We start from the raw sequence: 25,389 nt of genomic DNA, 5'->3' as shown, positions 1-25,389 counted from the left end.
CCCGCTCCCTGCCGTCCTCCCTTCTCTTTTCGCTCTCTCCGCTCCGTGCGCGCCGCTCCGCCTTCCTCTCGTCCTTTTTTTTCTTTGTTGCCGCCGCGCCCCCCGTGCTCTCCCCACGGGGTATCGTCGGCAGCGTCGGATGTGTCTAAGAGACAGGCTGGAGTGTGGCGAGGGGGAGCTCAGTCGAGCACAGGGTGCGAGCGCCGCAGGCATCGCTGAGTGATATCGCTGAGTGATGGGGATGCTGCGTCGGTGGATTGTCCTCGCTGATGGCGCAGCTGCGAGGGTCGTCACCTCTACGCAGGGTTCTGCCGTGAAAGCTGTCACGGATCCGCCAGCTACTGGCAAGTCAGCTGTCGTGGGTCCCGTACGCTCACAGGACAACGGCATAGGGCGAGCAGAGACGGAACTTCACGTGGCTGAACACAGGCAGGACGACGATCACCGAGCCCCGCGCGAGCGGGAGCATCGGGCTGCTCGCCGCCCCGCCGGGAAGTCCCCACGCACGGGCTCGCACTCCGGACGCCAGGATCACCGGGCAGGCCGTAACCCGTCGCGTCGCGAAGACAGTTCCTCGCGGTCTGATGGCGGCGGCGAACGTCGGGACGGTTTTGGCCCACGACGCGATGAAGGCAAGCCGCGTCGAGAGGGCTACCAGGACCGCACCACGCGCCGTGACGAGCAAGGTGGGCGGTGGGAGAACTCCGGCCGTCCCCGCGAGGACCGAAGTGGTCGCTGGGAAAAGCCCGGCCGCTCCCGTGACGACCGCGGCGGTCGCTGGGAAGGCGCACGACGCAGCCGCGACGACCGCGGGGGGCGGAGGGAGAATTCCGGCCGTCCCCGCGAGGACCGGGGCGGGCGCTGGGGCGATCGCGACCGCAACCGGGGTGAGCGGGGTACGCAGCTCGACAATCGCGGACCCCACCGTGAAGACCGTGCGCCTCACCGTGATGACCGTGGTCGCCGCCGCGAGGATCGCGCGCCGCGTCGCGATGACCGCGGATACCGCGGTGACGACCGGCGGGCCCACCGCTCGCGCGAACGCTACAACGACCGGAGCACCAGCCGGCCCGGACAGGACGCACGCGCGGATCGTCCCTTGGAACCGCGCACCCTCGATGGCGTGACCGGTCGGGAGCTTGCCGCCGAGACCTACGACGAACTGCGCGGACTCAGCAAGGAGACTGCGGAACGCGTCGCCCGGCATATGGTCTCCGCATACCTGCTCGAAGCCGAGGATCAGGAGACCGCTCAGGCTCACGCCCGCTTCGCCGCGCGCCTCGGCGGACGCGTCGGTGTCGTCCGAGAGTGCTTCGGCATCATCGCTTACAACGCCGGTGACTACCGCACAGCAGTGCGGGAGCTGCGCACCGCGATGCGGATCACGGGCCGCGTGGATCTGCTGCCCCTGCTCGCCGATGCCGAACGTGGACTGGGCCGACCAGAACGCGCCCTGGACATCGCCGCCTCCGACGACGCCGCGGCCCTGTCCGTCAGCGAATCGATCGAGCTGATGATCGTCGTGGCCGGCGCCTATGCCGACACCGGCGATATCGAGACTGCGCTGCGCACCCTCGAGACGCCCGCTCTGCGTCACAAGGTCGACGGGAAATGGCAGGTCCGTCTGTGGGTCGCCTACTCCGACCTGCTCGACCGGGCCGGACGCAGCGAAGAGGCACGCCGCTGGCTGACTCTCGCCGCCGACGCCGACACCGACGGCATCACGGACGCCGGCGAGCGCCTGGGGCGCCCCGCCTCGGTCGTCCCTGCGGATCCCACCTGGGAAGACGACGAGCAGGTCAGCGTCCTGGACACCTACGATCCGGATGCCGATGCGGCCGACGCCGAGGTGGCAGAGCCGGACGCAGGGGAGTCGGTGACAGCCGACACCGACTCGCCGGAAACTAACAGCGAGTCCACAGAAACTGACAGCGAGCCCACGGGAACTGACACCGAATCGACGGAAACCGGCGCCGAGACGACAGAGACGGACCCGCGGGCAGATGAGACATCCGGCGCCTCGCCGACCGTCTCCGAGCCGACTGCCGCTGAGCAGACTGCCCCCGATACAGCTGCCCCCGAGACCGCCGATGCCGAGACTCCGGCCGTCGAGCCTGGTGAGGAGCGCGTGTGATCCGCCGTCCCGACCCCTCGTTGCTGGACCTGTACGACACCCTGCTGCTGGACCTCGACGGCACCCTCATGCATGGCGGCAGTCCCATCCCGCACGCCGCCGAGGCCGTTCAGCGCGCCCGTGAGGCCGACCGCACCATCGTCTTCGCTACCAACAACGCGTCCCGCACCCCGCAGCAGGCCGCCGAGCACCTCGCGCACGTCGGCGTCACAGCGCATCCGGCAGAGTTCGCGACCTCCCCGCAGATCGCTGCCCGCCTCCTGGCCGAGCAGCTCGAGCAGGGACAGCACGTCCTCGTCGTCGGGGGGCCGGCCCTCGCCAGCGAGGTGCGCGCAGCCGGCCTCACCCCCGTGGAACGCGATGACGAGGACGTCGCCGCCGTGATCCAGGGCTGGTCCCCGGAGCTCGGCTGGTCGCATCTGGCGGAAGGGGCCTACGCGATCGCCCGCGGCGCCCTGTGGATGGCCACCAACATCGACGCCACCCTCCCCACCGAACGCGGCATGGCCCCCGGCAACGGCTCCCTCGTCGCTGCCCTGCGCCACGCCACCGGCCAGGAGCCGATGGTCGCCGGCAAGCCCGAGCCCGGGATGTTCCGCCTCGCAGCCGAAAGCCACAGTGCCCGGCGTCCCCTGGTGATCGGCGACCGGCTCGACACCGACATCGAAGGTGCCGTCCGCGCCGAGATGGACTCCCTGCTGGTCCTCACCGGCGTCGACACAATCGAGACTGCCCTGCGCGCCGACGCGATCCGTCGGCCCATCTATGTGCTGCCGGACCTCTCGGGCCTGCATGCCCCCTTCGCGCTGCCCGTCGTGGACGGCACCGCCGCCCGCTGCGGCGCCACCGGCGCGGACCTCGCGGGCGATGACCTGCACCTGCGCGGTGAGCTCAGCGATCCGCGGGTGGTCAATGCGGCCCTGGCGCTGCTGCGTCGGCACTATCCCGAAAGCGCCTTCACCGGCCGCATCCTGGGGCCCGACGGCACCGAGACGGTGCCGCTGCCGCGGTGAGCACCCAGCGGCTGGACGTCGCGCTGCTCGCAGCGGGCCTCGCCCGCTCCCGCACCCACGCCCGGCGCATCATCGAGGAGGGCCGCGCCCGCCTCAACGGCACCGCCCCCACCCGGGCTGCCACTCCCGTCCCGGACGGAGCCCGCCTCGAGGTCGTCGACGTCCCCGACGGTATCGAATACGCCTCCCGCGCCGCCCACAAGCTGCTCGGCGCTCTGGAGGCCCTCGGCCTGGACCCGGCCGGGTTGAGTTGCCTGGACGCCGGTGCCTCCACCGGCGGGTTCACCGATGTTCTGCTGCGCCGTGGCGCAGCGCATGTCCTCGCCGTCGACATCGGCCACGACCAGCTCGCCGAGCATGTGCGATCCGATGCGCGGGTCAGCGTCCACGACGGCACAAGCGTGCGCGACCTCACCCCCGACCTGCTGGGGCAGCGCGTCGACCTCATCGTCGCGGATCTGTCCTTCATCTCCCTGCGCACTGTGCTACCCGCCCTCGCCACCGTGCTGCGACCCCGCGGCGAGCTGCTGCTCATGGTCAAACCCCAGTTCGAGGTGGGCCGACAGGCCCTGCCGAAGTCCGGTGTGGTCACCGACCCGGCGGCGCGCCTCCGCGCCGTCGAGGGGGTCGTGGAAGCCGCCGCGCACGAAGGGCTCGAGCTGCTGGCCGTCGGCCCCAGCACCCTGCCCGGACAGGACGGGAACCACGAGTACTTTGTGCATCTGGCCCCTGGCGGCGCGCGGTCCGCTCCCGCGGCCCAGGCCTGTGACATGATCAGGACTGCCGTGCATGACCAGCGCCCGATTCGCCGCGCCGACCTGCCCGGCCAGCAGCGCATGCGCGACCGCGCGACCATGACCAGCACCGACCAGCAGCACAGCGATGAGGGGGACTGAGCGATGCGACGCTTCCTCCTGTACGTCCACACCGGACGCGCCGCCGCCCTGCAGGCCGCCCTCAGCGTCCTCGAGGAGCTGCGGCTGCGGGGCGTGCGCGGCGTGATCATGCAGCAGCAGTCCCAGGAGATCCTCGCCCTGGGCCCAGACCTCGCGCCCCCACGCCTGCAGAGCTTCCTCACCAGCGGCGCAGTGGACATCATCGATGCGGATGCGGCCCCGGGCGACATCGAGCTCGGCATCGTCCTGGGCGGCGACGGGACCATCCTGCGCGCCCTGGAGGCCGTCCGCGACGTCGACGTCCCCGTGCACGGGGTGAACCTCGGGCACGTCGGCTTCCTCGCCGAGAGCGAGGTCGAAGATCTCTCCATCACCGTGGCCCGGCTGCTGGATGGCGACTACGAGATCGAAGAGCGCAGCACGCTGGAGATCACCGTGCTGGATGCCGACGATGAGCCCGTCTCCCATCACTGGGCCCTCAACGAGGCCTCCCTCGAGAAGGCCGACCGCCAGCGCATGATCAACGTCGCTATCGAGATCGATGGCCGCCCCGTCTCCTCCTTCGGCTGTGACGGTGTGCTGATGTCCACCCCCACCGGCTCCACCGCTTACGCCTTCAGCGCCGGTGGGCCGGTGGTGTGGCCCGAGGTCGATGCGATCGTGCTCGTGCCCCTGGCAGCCCACGCCCTGTTCGCCCGCCCCCTCGTGCTGGGTCGCTCCTCTGTTGTCGCCGTGGAGATGACTCTGGACAATCGCGAGGAAGGCGAGCTGACCCTCGACGGTCGCCGCACAGAGTCCATTCGCGCCGGCATGCGGATCGAGGCGCGGCTGTCCCCCAACTCCGTCACGCTCGCCCGCCTGGCCCCGACCCCCTTCGCCGACCGCCTGGTGGAGAAGTTCCAGCTGCCCGTGGTGGGCTGGCGGGGCCGCGGTCCCCGCACCCGCTGAGGCCGGCCCAGCATGCTGTCCACGCTGCGCATCCGCAACATCGGCGTCATCGACGACGCCCTGCTCGAGTTCGGACCCGGCTTCACCGCCCTGACCGGCGAGACCGGCGCCGGCAAGACCATGATCGTCACGGGCCTGACCATGCTGCTGGGCGCCCGCCTGGACCGCGGCCGCACCCGCGAGGCCTCCACCGTGGATGGCACCCTGTCCCTGACCGGCCACACCGACCTCGCCGCGGCCCTCGACGAGCTGGGCGCCGAGGAGGAGGACGGGGAGGTGCTCGTGGTCCGACGGGTCACCCGTGACGGCCGCTCCCGCGCCCAGCTCGGCGGGGTGCCCATCCCCATCGGCACCCTCTCCCGCCTGGTGGGCACCGCCGTCACCGTCCACGGCCAGTCCGACCAGCAGCGCCTGCGCGACCCCGATGCGCAGCGCGAGGCCCTGGACCGCTTCGCCGGAAACGACGTCGCAGAACCGCTCGAGCGTCATCAGCGACTGTGGCGCGAACGCGGCAGCCTCGCCGCACGGGTCCAGGAGCTGCAGGAGCTGCTGGCTGAGCGGGACCGCCGCGGCACCGCCCTGCGCGAGGCCCTCGAACGCCTCGAACAGGCCGACCCCCAGGCGGGTGAGGACGCGGCCCTGCGCACCGAGATCGAACGGCTCGGCAATGCTGAGGAGCTGCGCGGTGCCGCCGCCCAGGCGGCCCTCGCCCTGGTGGGGGAGGACGACGGGCCCGCCGCCGGTGCACTGGTGGACATCGCCTCCCAGGCCGTGGGCCGCGCCGCCCGCACCGATCAGACCCTTGCCCCGCTCGGCGAGCGACTGGATGCCCTGCGCATCGAGATCAGCGATCTGGCCGCCGAGCTGTCACGCTACGCCGAGGACATCGACACCTCTCCGGGCCGTATCGCCGCAGCGAATGAGCGCCTCCACGAACTGACCGTCCTGGTGCGGGAGCTCGGGCCATTGCTGCCCGGTCCCGATGGGCCCGCCGAGAGCATCAGCGAGCTGCTGGAGACCTCCCGCGGCGCCGCCGCCGACCTCGAGAGCTACGACGGGGCTGAGACCGAGCTCGCGAGCGCCCGCGAGCGCCTCGAGGAGCTGAACACCGAGCTGGAGGAGACTGCCGCCGCGCTCACCGCCGCTCGCACTCGCGCCGCCGAGGCCCTCTCCCAGGCGGTGCAGGAGGAGCTGCGGCACCTGGAGATGCCCGATGCGCGTTTGCAGGTCGAGGTCGCTGAACACGCGCCCCGCTCCCACGGCCGCGATGCGGTGGCGATCCTGCTGGCTCCCCACCCCGGGGCGGAGCACCTGCCGGTCGCGCAGGCCGCCTCCGGCGGTGAGCTCTCCCGCGTCATGCTCGCCCTCGAGGTGGCGCTGGCCTCCTCCCGCCGCGACCGCAGTGCCGCCCCCGTGTTCGTGTTCGACGAGATCGACGCCGGGATCGGCGGGCGCGCCGCCCTCGCCGTCGGCCAGCGCCTGGCCCGTCTGGCCCGCCACGCGCAGGTCATCGTCGTCACCCATCTGCCGCAGGTCGCCGCGCACGCCGGCACTCACCTGCAGATCGTGAAGACGACCGACGGCACCGCGACCAGCTCCACCGTTGTCACCCTGGATCGAGCCGCACGGATCCGGGAGCTCGCCCGCATGCTCGCCGGCGATGACGCCTCCGATGTTGCCCTCGCCCACGCTGAGGAGCTGCTGGATGAGGCCGGGCCGCGGGGGCGCGCATGAACCGCACCGACCTCCCACAGAGCGTCACCGGCACCGCCCGGCTCGGCAAACGCACCAAGGACCTCACCAAACGCCTGCAGCCCGGCGACATCGCCGTCATCGACCATGAGGACATCGACCGCGTAGCCGCCGAAGCGCTCGTGGATCGTCGCCCCGCGGCGGTGCTGAACGTCGCCGCCTCCACCTCTGGGCGCTACCCCAACGCCGGCCCGCAGATCCTCGTGGACGCCGGGGTGCTGCTCGTCGATAACCTCGGCGCCGCCGTGTTCGAGGACCTCCACGACGGGGAGCACATCACCGTCGACGGCGCGAGCGTCCATCACGAGGACGGCGAGGTGGCCCGCGGCACCCGCCAGGACCCCGAGACGATCGCCGCCGCGCTCGAGGCCGCCCGCGAGGGTCTGTCCGAGCAGCTTGAGCTGTTCGCCCAGAACACCATGGAGTACATGCTGCGCGAGCGGGACCTGCTGCTGGACGGCATCGGAGCCCCGGATGTGCGCACCCGCCTGGAGGGGCGCCCCGTGCTGATCGTGGTGCGCGGCTACCACTACAAGGAGGACCTGGCGACCCTGCGCCCCTTCCTGCGGGAGAACCGCCCGGTGATCATCGGGGTGGACGGCGGGGCCGATGCGGTCATCGAGGCCGGATTCCATCCCGACATGATCATCGGCGATATGGACTCCGTCTCGGATCGAGCCCTGCGCAGCGGCAGCGAACTGGTGGTCCACGCCTATCGCGACGGGCGCGCCCCCGGCATGGAACGCCTCGAGGCCCTGGGTCTGGCGAAGAATGCGATCGCCTTCCCTGCTTCCGGCACCAGCGAGGACATCGCCATGCTGCTGGCTGATGAGAAGGGCGCGAGCGTCATCGTGGCCGTCGGCACCCACGGCACCCTCGAGGAGTTCCTGGACAAAGGCCGTGCCGGTATGAGCTCCACCTTCCTCACCCGGCTGCGGATCGGCTCGAAGCTCGTGGACGCCAAGGGCGTCTCCCGCCTGTACCGTCAGAGGATCTCCACCTTCCAGCTGGTGCTGCTGGCCCTGGCCGGGCTGGCGGCCCTCGCGGTCGCGCTGTGGGCCACCCCGGGCGGGCAGGCGCTCGTCCAGATCCTCGGGGCCCGCATCGATTCCGTGCTGTCCTGGTTCACCCTGCTGTTCTCACCCCGGCCCCCCGGGTCCTAGGAGGCCCCGATCCCGTGATCGACTTCCGCTATCACCTCGTCTCCCTGATCTCGGTGTTCCTCGCGCTCGCCGTGGGCATCGTGCTGGGCGCCGGCCCGCTGCGCGAGAACCTCGGCGACCAGCTCGCCGGGCAGGTCGAGCAGCTGCGCACCGAGGCCGAGCAGCTGCGCAACGACAAGGAGGACCTGGCCGCACGCAACGATCAGCTGACCACCTTCATCGCGGAGGCGGGGCCCCAGCTGGTGGACACCACCCTCGAGGGGCGGCACATCGTGGTTCTCACCGACGGGGACGCCACCCGCACCGCTGTGGAGCGGATGAACGGCCTGCTCGATGAGGCTGATGTCGCCTCCCGCGCCGAGGTGCGCCTGCGCAGCAGCCTGTGGGATCCCGCCGAGGCGCAGACGCGGGCCGAAGCACTCGAGCAGATCCGGGCGATCGCCCCCGCCGTGCTGCCCAGCTCCGATGCCGGAGCGCTGACCGACCCGGCGCTGCTGGCCGGGACCATCCCCACTCTGCTGGACCCGGAGCCGGCTGAGCCGCTTCCCTCCGAGCTGCGCTCCCAGGTGTGGCAGGTGCTGATCGACCTGCAGCTCGTCTCGATCGTCGGCGATCTGCCCGAGCGGGTGGACGGCATCGTCGTGGCCGCCGCTTCCCCCGAGGAGCTTGCCACCGGGCAGGACGAGCAGGCGGCCGCCGAGCAGTCCCAGAACCTCCTGGGCGCCCAGACCGCCCTGGTCGATGCCCTGGCCGGTGCGCAGCTGCCCACGGTGGTTTCCGCCGTCACCCCCGATAACGACGGCTCCACCGGCATTCTGCGCACCGTGCGCGGCAATGACGCCGGGCAGGTGCTGTCCACGACGGACCGACTGCAGGAGCCCGATGGGCCGCTGCTGAGCATCCTCGCGCTGGTGGAGCAGACCCGCGGCGGGAACGGCGCCTACGGCACCACGGTCGATGCCGACGCCCGGATGCCCGAGCTGCCCGAGACCGTAGCCGTGAGCGGGCAGGACGCCCAGAATGCGCAGGACGGTTCCGCACCCTCCGACGGCGGGGGAGAGGGCGGCGCCGATCGTGACGACACGGCCGACGGGGGCGAGGGATGATCCGCACCCTCGCGCGCGAGCTGCGCCGCACCAACTATGCCGGGCGTGAGGTGACCCTGCTCGAAGGGGCCCTGGTGATCGCCTCGACCAGCGCTCTGGCCTGCCGCGGACCCCAGCGCCGGGACGCCGTAGTGCTGCTCGGAATCGGCGCCCTGGGGCTCGCCGATGACCTTCTGGAGCCGCATCAGCGCCGCGCCGGACGGGCCACCGCCAAGGGGCTGCGGGGGCATCTGGGCCAGCTGCGCCGCGGACACCTCACCACCGGCGGGGCGAAAGCCCTGGGCATCCCGGTGCTGGCCCTGCTCGGGGCGGTTGGCGCTCCGGCCCCGCGCAGCGGCGGGATGATCCTCGCCGATGCCGCGCTCGCCGCAGGCTGCGCGAACCTCGTGAACCTCCTGGATCTGCGGCCTGGCCGCGCCCTGAAGGCGACGCTGCCCGCGGCGGCGCTGCTGGCAGCCCCCGCCAGCCGACCCGGCGCCGATACGGACCGCAGCGCCTCCGGCCGCATCCTCGCCACCGCCGCGCTGCTGCCGGGACTTGCCGCCCTGCCTGCTGATCTGGCTGAGCGCGGCATGCTCGGCGATGCGGGCGCGAACGTGCTCGGCGCTGCTGTCGGCACCGCTGCCGCGCGTCGGCTGCCCGTCCCCGCTCGTCTGCTCGCCCTCACGACCGTTCTTACCCTCACCCTGATCAGCGAACGCGTGTCCTTCAGCGCCGTGATCGACCGGACCCCGGCACTGCACGCCCTGGATCAGCTGGGCCGGCGCCGAGGGCCCGCCGCGACGGAGGAGACCTCGTGAGCGCCCCCGCGACCCCGGATCCGGCCGACCCGGCAGCGGTGGCATCCGGCCGCCGGATCGGCCGGGCGGTGCTGCGCGGCGCCGGGGTGATCCTCGTGGTCACCATCCTTGCGCGCATCGCCGGATTCGCCCGCTACCTCGTGTTCGGGGCGAGCGTCGGCGCGGGGGACGTCGGCACCGCCTATGCGACCGTGAACCTGCTGCCCAATGTGCTGTTCGAGATCGCCGCAGGTGGGGCGCTCGCCGCGGTGGTGGTGCCGCTCGTGGCAGGACTGATGCCCGAGCGGGACGGCACGGAGCAGGTCACCGGCGCAGCACCTGATGCTGCCGCTCCCCGCGATGGCCGCGCCCTGGCGGATCGCATCATCTCCGCGCTTCTGACCTGGACGTTGCTGGGAACGGGAGTGCTCACAGCCGCGCTCGTGCTGCTGGCCGATCAGCTTGCGACCCTCCTGCTGGCCTCCGATGGGACCGTGGGCGTCGCCCTCGGGGCGACGCTGCTGCGGATCTTCGCTCTCCAGCTGCCGCTGTACGGCATCTCCGTGGTCCTCGGCGCCTACCTCCAGGCCCGCAAACGCTTCCTGTGGCCGGCGATGATGCCGCTGCTGAGCTCCCTGACCGTCATGATCGCCTACCGCGCCTACGCCCACCTCGTGCCGCCCGTGGCGACCACCGCGACGATCGACCCTGCGGCGGTGGCCTGGCTCGGCTGGGGCACCACCGCCGGGGTCGCCGCAATGGCGCTGCCCGTCCTGATCGTCTCGCTGCGTGTCGGACTGCGCCTGCGCCCCACCCTGCGCATGCCCGGCGGGTATGGCCGACGCGCCCTGGCCCTGGGAGGTGCCGGCGTCGGAGCCGTCGGTGCCCAGCAGCTCGTGCTGGCCCTGGTGATGCTGCTGGCCATGCGCGCCGGCGGTGTCGGCACCCTCCCGGTGTTCCAGTACGCCCAGGCGCTGTACCTGCTGCCCTTCGCGGTGCTCGTGGTTCCGCTGGTCACCGCGGTCTTCTCGCACCTGTCGGAGATGCGTCTGGTCAGCGACCGCACCGGCTTCTCCCGTATCGCGGCGATCTCCGTGCGCACCGTCATCATGGTCAGCGTCATCGGGGCGGCGATGCTCATCGCCGGTGGCCCCGCCCTCGAGCAGTTCTTCCGCATCGTGGACCGCGCCGGCGCCGCCGGGGTGGGGGCCGCGACCGCCGGGATGGGGCTGGGCCTGATCGGCTATGCGACCACCCACCAGTGCACCCGCATCCTCTCCGCCGCGCTGCGGGCGAAGGATGCGCTGCTGGTCGGCTCGGTGGGATGGGCCGTCGCCGCCGGGCTGATCGTTGTGCTGGTGCTGGTCAGCCCTACCCGCTCCGCGGCGGAGGCCGCGACGGTCTTCGCGCTGTGCATCGGCGTGGGGATGGGCGTGGGCGGGCTCGTGGGGCTCATGCGCATCGCCGACATCCTCGAGCTCGGCGGGCACCTCGCCCAGGTGCGCCGCTGCGCCCTCGTGGTCCCCATCGCGCTGGCCGCCGGGGCGGTGCCCGGACTGCTGCTGGGCCGCGCCCTCATCACCACCGACACAGGGGAGATCGGTGCGGTCCTCAGCGGTATCGCCGCCGGACTGCTCGCCGCGCTCCTCAGCGCCGCGGTGATGGTCCTCGCGGACCCGTCGCTGATCCGTCAGGTCCGTGGCCGCCTGCGCCGCCGCCACGAGCAGGACCCCGCCACCGCCGAGGTGCCGGACCCAGGCGAGGCCGCATGAGCATCCTGGTGGTGCGACCGCGCGCGAGCGGGGGACTGGCCGCCCACGTGGACCAGGAGCTCGCCGTGCTGCGCCGCGCCGGCGTGGATGTGCGCGAAGCGGCCGTGACCATGCGCGAACGCCCCCACCTGCGCGAAGACGCCCGTACCATCCAGGCGCTGCGCCGCCAGGTCGCACAGACCCCCGGGCCCGTGACCGTCCACGCCCATGGATTGCGGGCCGGGGCTCTCGCGGCCCTGGCCCTGCCCAGACGGCGCCACCGCCTCGTCGTCACGCTGCATAACCTCCCTATCGGCTCCCGCGCCACCCGCCTGATCGGCACCGCCCTGCTGCGCATCCTCGCCCGCCGGGCCGATGCTGTGCTCGCCGTCTCCCCGGACCTCGCCGCGGCCGCGCGCGCAGCCGGTGCGCGGGAGGTCCACCACGCCGTGATCCCCGCCCCCGCGCGAGAGCACCGCAGCGACGCGCAGAGCGCTGCCCTACCGGTCTCTCCCACGGACGACGCCCCCTCGGTGGACAGGGGGCACGGGGAGCCCGGACACCCCGCTGGTCCGGCGCCGACGGAGGCGCTGCGCGCCCTGGTCATCGCCCGCCTGGCCCCCCAGAAAGGCCTGGACACCCTCCTGGACGCCGCCGCGCTGCTGCACCAGCCGCCGCACCGCCACGAGCCCGACGCCCCGCCGCGTGTGCACATCGACATCGCCGGGGACGGTCCGCTGCACGATCAGCTCGCCGCTCGCATCGCCCGCGAGGACCTCCCCGTGCGGCTCCTGGGCCGCCGCGAGGACATCCCCGCGCTGCTGGCCTCGAGCGACCTCGTGATCTCCGCCGCCCGCTGGGAAGGGCAGCCCGTCTCCCTGCAGGAAGCGCTGCAGGCCGGACGGGCCATTGTCGCCACCGACGCGGGCGGCACCCGCTGGGTCACGGGCGGCGCCGCCGCCCTGGTCCCGGTGGGGGATGCTCCCGCGCTCGCCGCTGCGATCCGCGCGCTTGCCGACCCCGACGTGCGCCGACACGCCGAAGCCGCCGCCCGCCGCCGCGCCCGCGACCTGCCCGATGCGGAGGATCTGCTCGGCCAGCTGCGGACGGTGCTCACGCCGTCCGGGGCTGAGCTGGTAGGTTGACAGTCCGTGGCAGATACCAGCGCGAACACCCCCACGCCCACCACCGGCCCTCTCCCGCGGATCAGCGCCGCCCCCACCAAGCCGTTCCGAAATCCCGGCGCGACCAAGCACATCTTCGTCACCGGCGGGGTGGTCTCGAGCCTCGGCAAGGGCCTGACCGCCTCGTCCCTTGGGATGCTGCTGAAGAACCGTGGACTGCGCGTGCGGATGCAGAAGCTGGACCCGTACCTCAACGTGGACCCCGGCACGATGAATCCGTTCCAGCACGGCGAGGTGTTCGTCACCGACGACGGCGCCGAGACGGACCTGGACATCGGGCATTACGAACGGTTCCTCGACGAGAACCTCACCGCCGATGCGAACGTCACCACCGGCCAGGTGTACTCCACCGTCATCGCCAAGGAGCGGCGCGGTGAATACCTCGGCGACACCGTCCAGGTCATCCCCCATATCACCGGGGCGATCAAGGACCGCATGCGCGCCCAGGCCGGGGAAGACGTCGACGTGATCATCACCGAGATCGGCGGGACCGTCGGCGACATCGAATCCCAGCCCTTCCTCGAAGCCGCCCGCCAGGTCCGCCAGGACGTCGGCCGGGATGACGTGTTCTTCATCCACGTCTCCCTGGTGCCGTTCATCGGCCCCTCCCAGGAGCTCAAGACCAAGCCCACCCAGCATTCCGTGGCGGCGCTGCGCTCGATCGGCATCCAGCCCGATGCGATCGTGCTGCGCAGCGACCGGGAGCTGCCCGCCTCCGTCAAAGCGAAGATCTCCTCGATGTGCGACGTGGACCTCGATGCCGTCGTCACCTGCCCGGACGCCCCCTCGATCTACGACATCCCGCGGGTGCTGCACGCCGAAGGGCTGGACGCCTACGCGATCCGCCGCCTGAACCTGCTCAGCCGCGATGTGGACTGGACCGCCTGGGAAGACCTGCTGCAGCGCGTCCATCACCCCGCCTACGAACTGACCGTTGCGCTGGTGGGCAAGTACATCGACCTGCCCGACGCCTACCTCTCCGTGACCGAAGCGCTGCGCGCCGGAGGGTTCCACCACGGCGCCCGCATCCACCTGCGCTGGGTGCAGGCCGATGACTGCACCACCCCCGAGGGCGCCCGCGAGCAGCTGAAGGACGTCGATGCGATCGTCGTGCCCGGCGGCTTCGGGATCCGCGGCGTCGACGGGAAGATCGGCGCCCTCCACCACGCCCGCACCCACCGCATCCCCACCCTCGGCCTGTGCCTGGGCATGCAGTCCATGGTGATCGAGCACGCCCGGCACCAGCTGGGCCTGCTCGGCGCGAACTCCACCGAGTTCGACCCGGAGACCACCGACCCGGTGATCGCCACCATGGCCGAGCAGCGGGACATCATCGCCGGGGATGGGGACTTGGGCGGCACCATGCGCCTGGGCACCTACGCGCATCACCTGGCCGAGGGATCGCTCGCCGCCGACACCTACGGCAGCACCGAGGTGTCCGAGCGCCACCGCCACCGCTACGAGGTCAACGATGCCTACCGCGCCCGGCTCGAGGAGACGGGCCTGAAGATCTCCGGCACCTCCACTCTCGAGGACGGTCACGAGCTGGTGGAGTTCGTCGAGCTCGACCGCAGCGAGCACCCCTACTACATCGGCACCCAGGCCCATCCGGAGCTGCGCAGCCGCCCCACCCGCGCGCATCCCCTGTTCGCCGGGCTGATCGGCGCGGCCCTGCAGGCGCAGATGGACACGCGACTGCTCGAAGTCGACCCCGAGCCCGCCGAGCCCCTGCGCTTCAAGGAGTGAGACGATGACCGACCAGACCAGTCCCGAGCCCGCCCTGGAGACGGGCGCTGCGCTGCGCGACGAGGTCGGGCGGCGTTCCGTCGCCGCCCGACGCACCCTCCACGAGGGCATGATCTTCGACCTCGTGCGCGACACCGTCGACTTCACCGCCGAGGTCCGTTTCGACCGCGAGTACCTGTGCCACACCGGGGCCGTCGCCGTCCTCGCCCTGGACGAACAGGACCGCGTGCTGCTGATCCGGCAGTACCGCCATGCCGTCGGCGCGACGCTGTGGGAGATCCCCGCCGGGCTGCTGGACCGGGACGGAGAGGCACCGCACCGCGCTGCCCTGCGCGAGCTCGCCGAGGAGGCGGGGGTCAGTGCCACCGCCCTGCGCACTCTGGTGGATCTGCGTCCCTCACCCGGCGGCAGCGACGAGGTGATCCGCGTCTACCTCGCCACCGGCCTCACTGCGGCCACGCTGGACTTCGAGCGCACCGACGAGGAGGCGGAGCTCATCACCGCCTGGGTGCCGCTGCAGGAGGCCATCACCGCGGCGCTCGATGGCCGGATCACGAACGCCACCACTGTCAGCGCCTTGCTGGCGCTGGCTGCGGTGCGTTCCGGGGAGGGCATCGCCGCCCTCCGCCCGGCCGATGCACCCTTCCTCGAGCGGCCCGGGCGCGACTGACCGCCCCGCTCAGGGGGCGTTCGTCGCGGGAGGAGTGACGTCCTCGAGCATCGCCCGATGGATGACGGGGGCGGACTGCTCCACCTGCCAGGGGCGCGCCCCCAGCTGCTGCAGCGCCGCGGCGACCTCCTCTTCCGCGCCGGCGCCCTCGTGCTCCCACACCCAGTGCCGCAGCAGTCCCGGCTGCAGCAGGTTCTCGCTGGGCAGCTCGAGGTCCTCGGCCCGCTGCGCGACGGCCGCGCGCACCGCCCGGTAGCGCTCGGCCACCTCCGGATACTTCTTCGACCACAGCTTGTGCGGCGGGGGATAGGACCGCTCGGACCGTGCGGGCAGATGCGCCTCCGGCAGCTCCACCCCGCTGCGGGCCGTCTTCCACCACTGGTCCTTGGCCCGCATCGCCTTCGGCAGCGCCCGCTCAAAAGCCTCCCGCCCCCGCGGAGCCTCCTTCGCCGCAGCCACCAGATCCCGGTCCCGGATCACCCGATGCGGGGACAGATCCTCGCGCGCAGCGATCTCATCGCGCCGCGTCCACATCGCGCGCGCTGCCGCGAGCTGCCTCGGTGACTTCAGCGCCCCCAGACCGTGCAGCCCCCGCCAGCTCGCCGAGCGCGTGGGCCCCGGCTCATGGGTGCGCTCATGCTCGAACTCCTGCTGCGCCCACGCGGTCTTGCCCGCCTGTGCGAGACGCTGGGCGAGCACATCCTTGACCTCGATCAGCACCTCCACATCCAGCGCCGCGTACACCAGCCAGCTCTCCGGCAGCGGACGCTGCGACCAGTCCGCGGCAGAATGCTCCTTCGCCAGGCGCAGCCCCAGGGTGTCGGCGACCACGGCGCCCAGCCCCACCTTCTCCATCCCCAGCAGGCGCGCCGCCAGCTCGGTGTCGAACAGCGATGCGGGCACAAGCCCCAGCTCCGCCAGGCTCGGCAGATCCGCCCCGGCCGCATGCAGCACCCATTCACGCTGCCCGAGCAGAGTCTTCAGGCCCTGGGGGATCGTGAAGGCCAGCGGGTCGATCAGCGCGGTGCCCGCGCTGGCGGTGCGCAGCTGGATGAGGTAGGCGCGGGCGCTGTAGCGGTAGCTCGAGGCACGCTCAGCATCCACCGCCACCGGTTCCTGCGGCGCACGCGCGGCGGCCTCGCACCACGCGCGCAGCGGCTGGATCCGGTCGATCACCGGCACGAGTCCATCGCGCGGCGCCGTGAGGTCCCGCAGCATCGGGGAGTCCGGGGAGCCCGGGGAGTCAGGGGAGTTCTTGGGGATGCTCTGCTCTGCGCTCACGCGAGCCCCTCATCGGCAGCGGCATGCGGGGCGCGCGCCCGGTGCGTCGGCGCGATCGGCGCGATCCGCGGGGGCGCTGGCGGCAGACCACCGGCGGCCGCGAGCATCGCCGTCCAGGCCGCGAAGTGCGGGCCCAGCTCCACGGTCCCGGCCGCATCCGGCTCCGGGGTCCAGGAGATCCGCATCTCCACATCTACCGTGGAGGGGCGCCCTGCAAGCGCCCCATAGGACTGGGAGACAACCCGCGTGGCGGTGCAGCCCAGCTCCCGGGCGTCAGCATCATGCAGCTCGAGCGACTCGGTCACCCACGACCACGCCACATCCCCCAGCATCGATTCGATCGCGAACTCGGGCTCCAGCTGTGCCTGCACCAGCGCCACCATCCGGAACGTCCCGTCCCAGGACTCCTGCCCGGCCGGGTCGTGGAGGATCACGAGGCGTCCCGAGGAGAGCTCCTCGTCATGGACCGTGATCTCGCCTGTGCACGCCCACGTCGAGGGCGCCATCCGGGACGGCGCAGGAATGGTGCGCCAGACCATCTCGGGGCGCAGCGGCGCCGCGATCATCGCATCGATCGCGGCGGTGAAGGCGTCATCACCGGAGCGGATTCTATGGACGGACACCCTGCGAGGCTATCCGCGCACCCTCGCGCTCCCGCTCAGGCGCGCCGTCGTGCCCGCCGGGTGCAGGGACCACAGCGCGCTGACAGCCCTCGCTAGGCTCCGCGCCTCGGGGTGAGCGGCTCAGGCGTCGTCGCTGTGCCGCAGGGAGATCGAATTGATGCAGTACCGCTGATCGGTGGGAGTGGGAAAGCCCTCTCCCTCGAACACATGCCCCAGGTGGGAGCCGCAGCGCGCGCACCGAACCTCGATCCGGCGCATCCCCAGCGAGGTGTCCTCCAGCAGCTCCACCGCCGCAGAGTCCGTCGGCGCCCAGAATGCGGGCCAGCCGCAGTGGGCATCGAACTGGGTGTCCGCGGTGAACAGCTCTGCCCCGCAGGCCCGGCAGGCATAGGTGCCCGCCTCACGCACCTCCTCGTACTCCCCGGTGCCCGGACGCTCCGTGCCGCCCTCGCGCAGCACGTGGAACTCGGCGGGGGAGAGGCGTTCGCGCCACTGCTCGGCGCTGAGCGCCACCGGGTAGGAGGAGGAACCGATCTGCTCGCTGCTCATGGGGCCGATGATATCTGGCTTGCCGTGCTCACGACTTTGCCGTCCTCACTGCATTGCCGCCCTCACTACACTGCCCGCTATGAGCAGCGAACCCACGCCCCAGCGCCCTCCCGGGCTGCTCCAGCGCGCACTCACCAGCCCGCCGATCCGGCCCGACCTCGCCCGCTGGCATGAGGTAGCGGTGATGGGTGCTATCGGCGCTGCGGCGGCGTTCACACTCAGCGGCGGCCTGCTGACTCTGGGCGCGCGCGTCATGGCGCGCCTGCCCCTGGTGCCCCGCGAGGGTCTGCGCGGCCGCCCCGACCTCACCGTCCGCGCTGTCCACGAGGACCGGGTGCACCTGGATGCGAACCCCACCTCGTTGCGCGGAGGCGTCATGGCGCTGCGGCAGAACACGGGCACCGCGCATGTGCGGCTCGGCGAGGTCATCGGCCACCCCACACCCCGCACGGTGGCGCGACAGATGCTCGCCGCGGACACCGATGTGCCGCTGGCCGTGGACCGGGCGACCTCGAACGGTTTCTTCTGGGCCGGGGACCCGCGCACCGCGCACGGACTGCCCACGACCGAAGTGCATATCGAATCCCCGGTGGGGCACATGCCCGCCTGGCTGGTCCGTCCTGATGCGGTGCGCGGCGCGGCCGATGGTCACGCGGACACCTGGGCGATCCTCGTGCACGGGCACGGATCCGCCCGCGGGGAGGCGCTGCGCGTGATCCCCCTGCTGCACCGCCTGGGGCTCACCAGCCTGGTCATCACCTACCGCAATGACGCCGGGGCCCCGGCCTCCGCGGACCGCATGCATCACCTGGGGTCGGCGGAATGGGAGGACACTGAGGCGGCGATCGAGTTCGCCCTGGCCCACGGCGCCCGTCGAATCCTGCTGATGGGCTGGTCGATGGGTGGCGGGATCGTGCTGCGCACCTCCGTGCGCTCAGCGCACCGCGAGCAGATCGCCGCGCTCGTGCTCGACTCCCCAGCCGTGGACTGGCAGGACATCCTCATCTACCACGCGACCGCGCTGAAGGCCCCGGCACCGATGCGGCGCCTGGCCCTGTGGATGATGACCTCCCAGATGGGCGCGAGGATGGTGCGCCTGCACGAACCGCTCGCCCTGCATGAGATGACCCCCAGCTACTACGCCGAGCATCTGCGCCACCGCACCCTGCTGTTCCATGCCATGGACGATGCCACCGTCCCGCCCGAGCCCAGCCGACTGCTGGCCGCCCGCCGCAAGGACCTCATCGAGTACGTGCCGGTCGACGGCGCCTCCCACACCCGCGAGTGGAACCGGGACCCCGCCCGGTACGAGCGGCGCCTGGCGGACTTCCTCATCGACGCCCTGGACCTCGAGGACGTCGGCGAGATCAGCGTCCCGGTCCGCGACCCCGCCGCGCCGGCCCTCGAAGGATCCATCGGCCTGCGCCTGTGACGCGGTGTCGCAGGGGAGCTGCTCACGCCGGGCGCGTGTAACGGCTGCTGCTCGCGTGCTCGCCCACCAGCAGGGAACGCAGCTGCCAGGGCTGATCAAGCACCGGCGCCCGCAGCACCGGCGGCGAGTCCCCACCCACGGTCCGATGGGTGGTGGACAGGCACAGCTCATCGAGCACACCGGCGTGCAGCAGCCATCCCAGGGTCGACGGGCCGCCCTCGGCCTGGATCCCGCGCAGCCCCCGCGCCGCGAGCAGCGCGATGACCTGCTGCGGGGTATCTGCCCCCAGCACCCGCTCCCGCGGCAGCCCTGAGCGCTCCGCCGCGTCCTTGGCCCCCGCGGCGGGGGTGATGAGCAGCGTGGTGCCGTCTGGATCCACCCCGCGGGGCAGCTCACCGCTGCGGGAGAGGATCGCCAGCACCGGGCGGTCCCCGCCGCCGGGCCGACGGGAGGGCGTGAGCAGCCCCGCATGCCCCTGCACCTGGGTGTAGTCCTCCGCTCGCGCCGTCTGCGCCCCCACCAGCACCACATCTGCGAGGGCCCGCAGTACCGAGAACACGAGGGAGTCATCCGGATTGCGCAGCGGGCCGCTCGTCCCATCGGCCCCCACCACCGCCCCGTCGATCGTCGTGTTCATCATGGCGCGCACCCGCACGGCATCGCGCGGCAGCGCATACAGCTCGGCGAGCAGCTGCACCCCCGCGGCGTCATCGCGCACCGGCAGCGAGGCAGGCAGCACCGCACCATGGCGCAGCAGCAGATGCATCGAACCTCCCCGGGGACAGCAGGCGGCGCCGCGGGGCATGTCCCCGTCGGCCCACCGGACCATGTGGCACCGATCATTCCGCAGGCTCGCGGCTCACCGCCAGCTCACGGCCTGCGCCTAGACTCGGCCGGGTGATCGAAGCCCTCAGCGACCGCCGGCCCGAACCGTCTCTCGAGCGCATGCTCGCAGACCTCGTGCCCCCGCCGCGGTTCGCGAGCGCCCGCCTGGACACCTACGTGCCCGACCCCGCGCACCCCTCCCAGCAGGAGGCCAAGGAGCGCATCGCCGCCTTCGCCGCCGCGCTGGACCGGCCCCGCGGGGGGATCCTCTCCAAGCTGCGGCGCCGCAGCGAACCAGCCCGCGGCATCTACCTCGACGGCGGCTTCGGGGTCGGCAAGACCCACCTGCTGACCTCCCTATTCCATGAGGCGGGCGGCCAGCGGGTGTACGGCACCTTCGTGGAGTACACGGACCTGGTGGGGGCGCTCGGCTTCCAGAAGGCCGTGGATCTGCTGGCTGAATCCCGGCTCGTGTGCATCGACGAGTTCGAGCTCGACGACCCCGGCGACACCCTGCTCATGACCCGGCTGATCCGCGAGCTGTCCGACCGGCAGGTCGCGATCGTCGCCACCTCCAACACCCTCCCGGACGCCCTGGGGGAGGGGCGGTTCGCCGCCCAGGACTTCCTGCGAGAGATCCAGGCGATGGCGGAGCGTTTCGAGGTGCTGCGGATCGACGGTGAGGACTACCGGCGCCGCGACTCCACCGCCGAGATCACCGCCGTGGCCGAGGAGGCGCTGCGCGAGCACGCTGCTGCGGCCGATGGTGCCACGCTCGATGCCTTCGAGGACCTGCTGGCCCACCTCACGCAGGTGCACCCCTCCCGCTACGAGGCGCTGATCGACGATGTGCGCAGTGTCCACCTCACCGGGGTGCGCGGGCTCACCCACCACCACGACGCCCTGCGCTTCGTGGTGCTCGTCGACCGTCTCTACGATCAGCAGATCCCGGTGCTGCTGTCCCTCGCCGGGACCTCTGAGCCCGGGGTGCTCGAGGATCTCTTCACCCCCGAGATGCTCACCTCCGGGTACCGCAAGAAGTATCTCCGGGCCCTGTCACGCTTGGCCTCCCTCACCCGCGACGGCGCCGCCCTGCTGGGCTGAGCAGCCTGCCAGAGCGGCACGGCCCCGTGGCGGGCAGTGCCGGTCAGGCGAGCTGCAGCACGATCACGCCCGGGCCTGGGAGGTACCCCGGATCTGCGGCATCGGCGCCGAAGCTCGCGAGCACCCCATCGGCCGCAGAGATCCCGGCCTGATCGAGCACCTGCGCCGCCTCGAGCGGCTGCTCTCCCTGGTGGGCGAGCACGCCGATGCTCCCGCGGCGCAGCAGCACGGTCTGCTCGCCCAGCACGGTCACCTCCGCGGAGCGCAGATCCGGGTCGCGCAGGTCCTCGTGCTCGCGCCGCAGCCGCAGCAGCGTGCGATACCACTCCAGCATCGCCGCATGCGGGGCCTGCTCCCGCTCTTCCCAGCGCAGCAGCGCGGAGGTGAAGGTCTGCTCCTGCTGCGGGTCCGGGACCGGATCGGACCAGCCCATCGCCGCGAACTCCTCGGCCCGGCCAGCGCTGACCAGGGGGCCAAGCTCTTCGTCATGGTCGGTGAAGAAGGGGAACGGCGTCGAGGCCGCCCATTCTTCCCCCTGGAACAGCATCGGCGTGCCCGGCCCCAGCAAGATCAGCGCGGCCGCAGCCGCATGCAGCGCTGGCGGCAGGCCATGGTGAATGCGGTCACCGGCCGCCCGGTTCCCCACCTGGTCGTGGTCCTGCAGGAAGGTGACGAAGGAATGCGCGTCATAGTCGGTGCTCGCGGGATCCACCGGGGCACCCCACGTCTGCCCGCGGAAGGAGGAGTAGCTGCCGTCATGCAGGAACATGCCCGTCAGGACCTTCGCCAGTGCCTCGGCGGACCCGAAATCGCCGTAGTAGCCCTGGCGCTCGCCGGTGATCCACGCATGCACCCCGTGGTGCACATCATCGGCCCACTGCATATCCATCCCGAGCCCGCCAACAGCAGTAGGCGAGACGGTCGTGGGCTGATTGCGATCCGATTCCGCGATGAGGGTGAGGGGCCGGCCGGTCTCCTCCTCCCAGGCGGCGACGGCATCGGCGAGCTCGGCGAGGAAAGGCTGCGATGCTTCCTCATCGCGCAGCTCATGCACGGCATCCAGCCGCAGGCCATCCACCCCCACGTCCACGAGCCACTGCCGGGCGCTGCCCAGCAGGAAGGCACGCACCTGCGCGGAGCCCTCCTGGTCGAGGTTGACCGCATCGCCCCACGGAGTCTGGTAGTGATCCGTGAAATACGGGCCGAACATGCCCAGGTAGTTCCCGGAAGGCCCCAGATGGTTGTGCACCACATCGAGCAGCACCGCGAGGCCGCGCCGATGCGCCGCCGCGACGAAACGGGCCAGCGCCGCCGGGCCCCCGTAGGCGGCTTGCGTCGCATACAGGCCCACCCCGTCGTACCCCCAGCCGCGGGAACCGGGGAAGGTCGCCACCGGCATGAGCTCCACCGCGTCCACTCCCAGGTCCACCAGCTCATCAAGACGCTCGATCGCGCTGTCCAGGGTGCCGCCGCGGCCGTCCGGGCCGGGCGTGAACGTGCCCACGTGCAGCTCGTACAGCACCGCCCCGCGCAGGTCAGCGCCCCGCCAGCCGACGTTTTCCCGCAGGGCCCGCGGATCGACCACCTCGGACGGCGCATGGACCCCGTCGGGCTGGGACAGCGAGCGCGGATCCGGCAGCCACAGCGGCCCGCCATCGAGCCGGAAGGCGTAGCGTTCCCCGGGCCGGGCCGGCCGATCAGGCAACTCGAACCACCCCTGGCCACACGGGCGCAGCGGATGGATGACCCCCTCCACCTGCACGTCCACAGCGGACGCGGCGGGGGCCCACACCTCGTAGCGGTCGTAGGCGCGCTCCGGCACGGGGCGGCTCATCGGGTGGTCTCCGGCGCGGCCGACGGGGCAGTCGCCGGCACGAGCAGCGCCACCGGCCAGCCGCTGAGCAGCTCGGCGAGGGGCAGGCGTCCGCCGTCATGCTCGGCCCCGGTGAGCAGGTCGCGCCACCGCCCCTCAGGCAGGGCGATCCAGTTCTCGCCCCAGCCGCCGCGCCGCTCAAGGCCGCTCGCCAGGCGCGTGACCACGGTGACCGCTTCCACCGGCCCGTCGGCGACGGCGCGACCGAAAGCCACGGCGTGCGCGGTGGTCGTGGGCAGCGGACGGTAGGAGGCCTCCCGGCCGCGGAACAGCTCGGGCCGCTCCCTGCGCAGCACGAGCGCCCGATGCGTCAGCCACTGCTTCTCATCGCCGAGCCCCTCCGGCCCGGCACCGTCGATCATGCGGACCAGGCGCTCGGCATGCGCGGCATGATCCACCGGGCGGCGGTTATCGGGATCCACGAGGGAGAAGTCCACCCGCTCATTGCCCTGATACACATCCGGCACGCCCGGCATTGTCAGCTGCACGAGCTTCTGCCCGAGGATCGCGGCGCGCTGCGCGCTCGCGGTGCGGCGGTTCCACTGCGCGAGGATCTCGGCGACCTCCGCACTGGTGATCGCGGCGCGGCCCAAATCCTGGACCTGCTGCTCATAGTCGGCGTCCTGCTCAGTCCAGGTGGTGTGCACTTTCGCTTCGCGCATCGCCTTGGCGAGGTAGCTCTCGAGCCGCTCGGCATCCAGCGGCGGCGCGTCACAGCCGTGCAGCGGGGAGCAGCCAGCCAGCACCTGCCACAGCAGCAGCTCGATCGCGCCATCCACGCGGTCGCCACGGTGCGCACTCGTCGTGCGATCCAGCTCCTGAACCACCAGGGACCACTCGAGCGGCAGCTCCGTCAGCACCGCCAGGCGTGCGCGCACGTCCTCGCTGCGCTTGGTGTCATGCGTGGACAGCGTCGTCATCGCATCGGGGTAGGTGCGCAGCATGTGCTGGGCGTGATCGTGCAGCTCATCGGGCTCCACGCCGATCCGCTCCGGATCCGCGCCCACCTCCGTCACCGGCGCGAAGCGGGTGTAGCGGTAGAAGGCGGTGTCCTCCAGGCCCTTGGCGTGCACTGGCCCGCAGGTCTGGGCGAAGCGCACCACCACTTCGTCGCGCTCGGCGCGCCGGGTGCGGCCCGCGCTGCCCACCTCATCGCCGCACACGAGCGCCAGCACGATCTCGAGCGTCGCCGTGAGATCCTCATCGTCCCCCAGCTCGGTGCGGGCCCGGGCCGCCGCCTGCTCGAGCACCGCCCTTTCGGATCCGGGCGCCGGCTCCCCGGGCACGATGTAGGCGCGGTAGCGATCCATCGACCCCAGCAGCGCCACGATCACGGTCTGGATGTTCCGCCGCGTGGTGTCCCGCAGCCGGATGTCCTCTTGGCAGATGCGGTGGATCAGCGTGGTCAGCCGCTCGATCTCCGCCCACAGGCTGGTGGACATGATCAGCGCCGCAGACTCCCGGGCGATCTCCGCGAAGGGGCGCAGATCCCCGGTGCGACGCTGCCACAGATGCGTCAGCCCCAGCGCGCCATGCGGATCTTGGAACAGCCCGCCCACGCGCCACAGCGCGTCATAGCCCGTGGTGCCCGCACAGGGGAAATCGGAGGGCAGATGCTCCTCGCCCTCCAGGATCTTCTCCACCACCGTCCAGGCGCCCCCGGAGGCTGCGTGCAGATCCCGCAGGTAGCCGCGCGGATCGGCGAGCCCATCGGGATGGTCGATGCGGTAGCCGTCGATCACGCCCTCAGCCTGCAGGCCCAGCAGCAGTTCATGGGTGGCCGCGAACACCTCGGGGTCCTCCACTCGCACCGCGGCGAGGGTGTTCACATCGAAGAAGCGCCGGTAGTTCAGCTCCTCATCGGAGACCTTCCAGTACGCCAGGCGGTACCACTGGCGATCCAGCAGATCCGCGAGCCCCAGATGCTCGGTGCCCTCCGCGACCGGCAGCACGTGCTCGAAGTACCGCACCACCGTCTCGGTGCGCACCGACCCGTCGGCCTGCGGCACATCGACCTCCTCCAGGGTGATCTCACCATCGGCGAGGACCGCGCCGATCGGGCGGCCCAGCACCGGCACCAGCAGGGACCGTTCGGCCGAGAGCTCCACGTCGAACCACGCCGCGTACGGGGAGGCGGGGCCCTCGCGCAGCACCGACCACAGGGCGCGATTGTGCCAGATCGGGGTGGGGATCGCCATGTGGTTGGGGACCACATCGACAATCAGGCCCAGGCCGTGGTCATGCGCCTTCGCGGCGAGGCGCCGCAAGGCCGCCTCACCGCCGATCTCCGCGCTGATGCGCGTGTGATCCACGACGTCATAGCCATGCATCGACCCGGGCGCGGCCTGCAGGACGGGGGAGCAGAACAGGTGCCCGACGCCGAGCCGCGCCAGATACGGCACCACCCGCACCGCGTCATCGGCGGTGAACTCCGCGCTCAGCTGCAGCCGGTAGGTCGACGTGGGGGCGGCAGGCGCAGCGGGCGGAGTGGAGGTCAGGGAGGTGGGGGCGGCGGGTGCGGTGCTCACGATGGGGCTCCTCGGCTCGACGGCTGGTCGGC

General features: G+C 71.9%; 20 protein-coding genes. 14 read left to right on the top strand and 6 right to left on the bottom strand.

Annotated features, from left to right (window positions below):
• Positions 1-1,099 precede the first annotated feature (1,099 nt).
• The 12 genes from MU407_RS06530 to MU407_RS06475 are packed head-to-tail and all read left to right on the top strand — an operon-like array spanning position 1,100 to position 15,142.
• Positions 1,100-2,134, top strand: a complete 1,035-nt coding sequence (locus MU407_RS06530) for a hypothetical protein (RefSeq protein ID WP_246956276.1) — start codon at positions 1,100-1,102, stop codon at positions 2,132-2,134.
• On the top strand, positions 2,131-3,147 hold the full coding sequence (locus tag MU407_RS06525) for an HAD-IIA family hydrolase (RefSeq protein WP_246956274.1): 1,017 nt from the start codon (positions 2,131-2,133) through the stop codon (positions 3,145-3,147). Before MU407_RS06530 ends, MU407_RS06525 begins: the two co-directional genes overlap by 4 nt.
• Entirely contained in the window at positions 3,144-4,043 is a 900-nt protein-coding gene (locus tag MU407_RS06520) for a TlyA family RNA methyltransferase (protein WP_246956272.1), read from the top strand. The genes MU407_RS06525 and MU407_RS06520 overlap by 4 nt, the downstream gene beginning before the upstream one ends.
• A 3-nt stretch (positions 4,044-4,046) precedes the next feature.
• Positions 4,047-4,991 (top strand): NAD kinase, encoded by a 945-nt coding sequence (locus tag MU407_RS06515; protein ID WP_246956270.1) that lies wholly within the window; start codon positions 4,047-4,049, stop codon positions 4,989-4,991.
• 12 nt (positions 4,992-5,003) lie between these two features.
• Entirely contained in the window at positions 5,004-6,725 is a 1,722-nt protein-coding gene (recN, locus tag MU407_RS06510; RefSeq protein ID WP_246956268.1) for a DNA repair protein RecN, read from the top strand.
• Positions 6,722-7,906 (top strand): putative cytokinetic ring protein SteA, encoded by a 1,185-nt coding sequence (gene steA, locus MU407_RS06505; RefSeq protein ID WP_246956266.1) that lies wholly within the window; start codon positions 6,722-6,724, stop codon positions 7,904-7,906. Before recN ends, steA begins: the two co-directional genes overlap by 4 nt.
• Before the next feature lie 14 nt (positions 7,907-7,920).
• Complete coding sequence (locus MU407_RS06500; protein WP_102235793.1) at positions 7,921-9,012, top strand: copper transporter; 1,092 nt, start codon at positions 7,921-7,923, stop codon at positions 9,010-9,012.
• Positions 9,009-9,812, top strand: coding sequence for a hypothetical protein (locus MU407_RS06495; RefSeq protein ID WP_102235794.1), 804 nt, complete (start codon positions 9,009-9,011; stop codon positions 9,810-9,812). The genes MU407_RS06500 and MU407_RS06495 overlap by 4 nt, the downstream gene beginning before the upstream one ends.
• Positions 9,809-11,563 (top strand): lipid II flippase MurJ, encoded by a 1,755-nt coding sequence (locus MU407_RS06490; RefSeq protein ID WP_246956264.1) that lies wholly within the window; start codon positions 9,809-9,811, stop codon positions 11,561-11,563. The genes MU407_RS06495 and MU407_RS06490 overlap by 4 nt, the downstream gene beginning before the upstream one ends.
• Entirely contained in the window at positions 11,560-12,687 is a 1,128-nt protein-coding gene (locus MU407_RS06485) for a glycosyltransferase family 4 protein (protein ID WP_246956262.1), read from the top strand. Before MU407_RS06490 ends, MU407_RS06485 begins: the two co-directional genes overlap by 4 nt.
• A 6-nt stretch (positions 12,688-12,693) precedes the next feature.
• On the top strand, positions 12,694-14,472 hold the full coding sequence (locus tag MU407_RS06480) for a CTP synthase (RefSeq protein WP_348648016.1): 1,779 nt from the start codon (positions 12,694-12,696) through the stop codon (positions 14,470-14,472).
• Between the two features lie 4 nt (positions 14,473-14,476).
• Positions 14,477-15,142 (top strand): NUDIX hydrolase, encoded by a 666-nt coding sequence (locus MU407_RS06475; RefSeq protein WP_246956260.1) that lies wholly within the window; start codon positions 14,477-14,479, stop codon positions 15,140-15,142.
• Positions 15,143-15,151: 9 nt separating this feature from the next.
• Here the strand turns inward: MU407_RS06475 and MU407_RS06470 are convergent, their stop codons facing one another.
• The 3 genes from MU407_RS06470 to msrB all read right to left on the bottom strand — a co-directional run bounded on the left by MU407_RS06470 (position 15,152) and on the right by msrB (position 17,595).
• Complete coding sequence (locus MU407_RS06470; protein ID WP_246956258.1) at positions 15,152-16,423, bottom strand: HRDC domain-containing protein; 1,272 nt, start codon at positions 16,421-16,423, stop codon at positions 15,152-15,154.
• The gene (locus MU407_RS06465; RefSeq protein WP_102235798.1) at positions 16,420-17,046 is read right to left on the bottom strand and encodes a DUF3000 domain-containing protein; all 627 of its coding nucleotides are present in this window, start codon (positions 17,044-17,046) and stop codon (positions 16,420-16,422) included. The genes MU407_RS06470 and MU407_RS06465 overlap by 4 nt, the downstream gene beginning before the upstream one ends.
• 120 nt (positions 17,047-17,166) lie before the next feature.
• Positions 17,167-17,595, bottom strand: coding sequence for a peptide-methionine (R)-S-oxide reductase MsrB (msrB, locus tag MU407_RS06460; RefSeq protein WP_102235799.1), 429 nt, complete (start codon positions 17,593-17,595; stop codon positions 17,167-17,169).
• 79 nt (positions 17,596-17,674) lie between these two features.
• Between msrB and MU407_RS06455 the strand changes: the two genes are divergently transcribed.
• A complete protein-coding gene (locus tag MU407_RS06455; RefSeq protein WP_246956257.1) occupies positions 17,675-19,027 on the top strand; it encodes an alpha/beta hydrolase in 1,353 nt (450 codons plus the stop codon).
• Between the two features lie 22 nt (positions 19,028-19,049).
• Here MU407_RS06455 and MU407_RS06450 read toward each other — a convergent pair whose 3' ends face one another.
• Positions 19,050-19,793 carry a dihydrofolate reductase family protein gene (locus tag MU407_RS06450; RefSeq protein WP_246956255.1) on the bottom strand — a complete coding sequence of 248 codons (744 nt, stop codon included), beginning with the start codon at positions 19,791-19,793 and terminating at the stop codon, positions 19,050-19,052.
• Positions 19,794-19,924: 131 nt separating this feature from the next.
• Here MU407_RS06450 and zapE point away from each other — a divergent pair, with 131 nt between their 5' ends.
• Entirely contained in the window at positions 19,925-20,956 is a 1,032-nt protein-coding gene (zapE, locus tag MU407_RS06445; RefSeq protein WP_246956253.1) for a cell division protein ZapE, read from the top strand.
• Positions 20,957-20,999: 43 nt separating this feature from the next.
• On the opposite strand, the gene treZ is transcribed toward zapE, so the two are convergent.
• Positions 21,000-22,790, bottom strand: coding sequence for a malto-oligosyltrehalose trehalohydrolase (gene treZ / locus MU407_RS06440; protein ID WP_246956251.1), 1,791 nt, complete (start codon positions 22,788-22,790; stop codon positions 21,000-21,002).
• A complete protein-coding gene (treY, locus tag MU407_RS06435) occupies positions 22,787-25,357 on the bottom strand; it encodes a malto-oligosyltrehalose synthase (protein ID WP_246956249.1) in 2,571 nt (856 codons plus the stop codon). The genes treZ and treY overlap by 4 nt, the downstream gene beginning before the upstream one ends.
• Between the last annotated feature and the right edge of the window lie 32 nt (positions 25,358-25,389).

It is taken from the genome of Brachybacterium sp. Marseille-Q7125 (assembly GCF_023062615.1).
Lineage (GTDB): Bacteria > Actinomycetota > Actinomycetes > Actinomycetales > Dermabacteraceae > Brachybacterium.
Note: the sequence above shows the minus strand (reverse complement) of the source record. Positions and strands in the feature narration are given on the sequence as shown.

Coding starts and splice junctions, on each gene's coding strand:
- MU407_RS06515 (WP_246956270.1), top strand. CDS start 4,047: ATGCGACGCTTCCTCCTGTACGTCCACACCGGACGCGCCGCCGCCCTG.
- MU407_RS06450 (WP_246956255.1), bottom strand. CDS start 19,793: ATGCATCTGCTGCTGCGCCATGGTGCGGTGCTGCCTGCCTCGCTGCCG.
- msrB (WP_102235799.1), bottom strand. CDS start 17,595: ATGAGCAGCGAGCAGATCGGTTCCTCCTCCTACCCGGTGGCGCTCAGC.
- MU407_RS06455 (WP_246956257.1), top strand. CDS start 17,675: ATGAGCAGCGAACCCACGCCCCAGCGCCCTCCCGGGCTGCTCCAGCGC.
- MU407_RS06495 (WP_102235794.1), top strand. CDS start 9,009: ATGATCCGCACCCTCGCGCGCGAGCTGCGCCGCACCAACTATGCCGGG.
- steA (WP_246956266.1), top strand. CDS start 6,722: ATGAACCGCACCGACCTCCCACAGAGCGTCACCGGCACCGCCCGGCTC.
- recN (WP_246956268.1), top strand. CDS start 5,004: ATGCTGTCCACGCTGCGCATCCGCAACATCGGCGTCATCGACGACGCC.
- MU407_RS06485 (WP_246956262.1), top strand. CDS start 11,560: ATGAGCATCCTGGTGGTGCGACCGCGCGCGAGCGGGGGACTGGCCGCC.
- MU407_RS06475 (WP_246956260.1), top strand. CDS start 14,477: ATGACCGACCAGACCAGTCCCGAGCCCGCCCTGGAGACGGGCGCTGCG.
- treZ (WP_246956251.1), bottom strand. CDS start 22,790: ATGAGCCGCCCCGTGCCGGAGCGCGCCTACGACCGCTACGAGGTGTGG.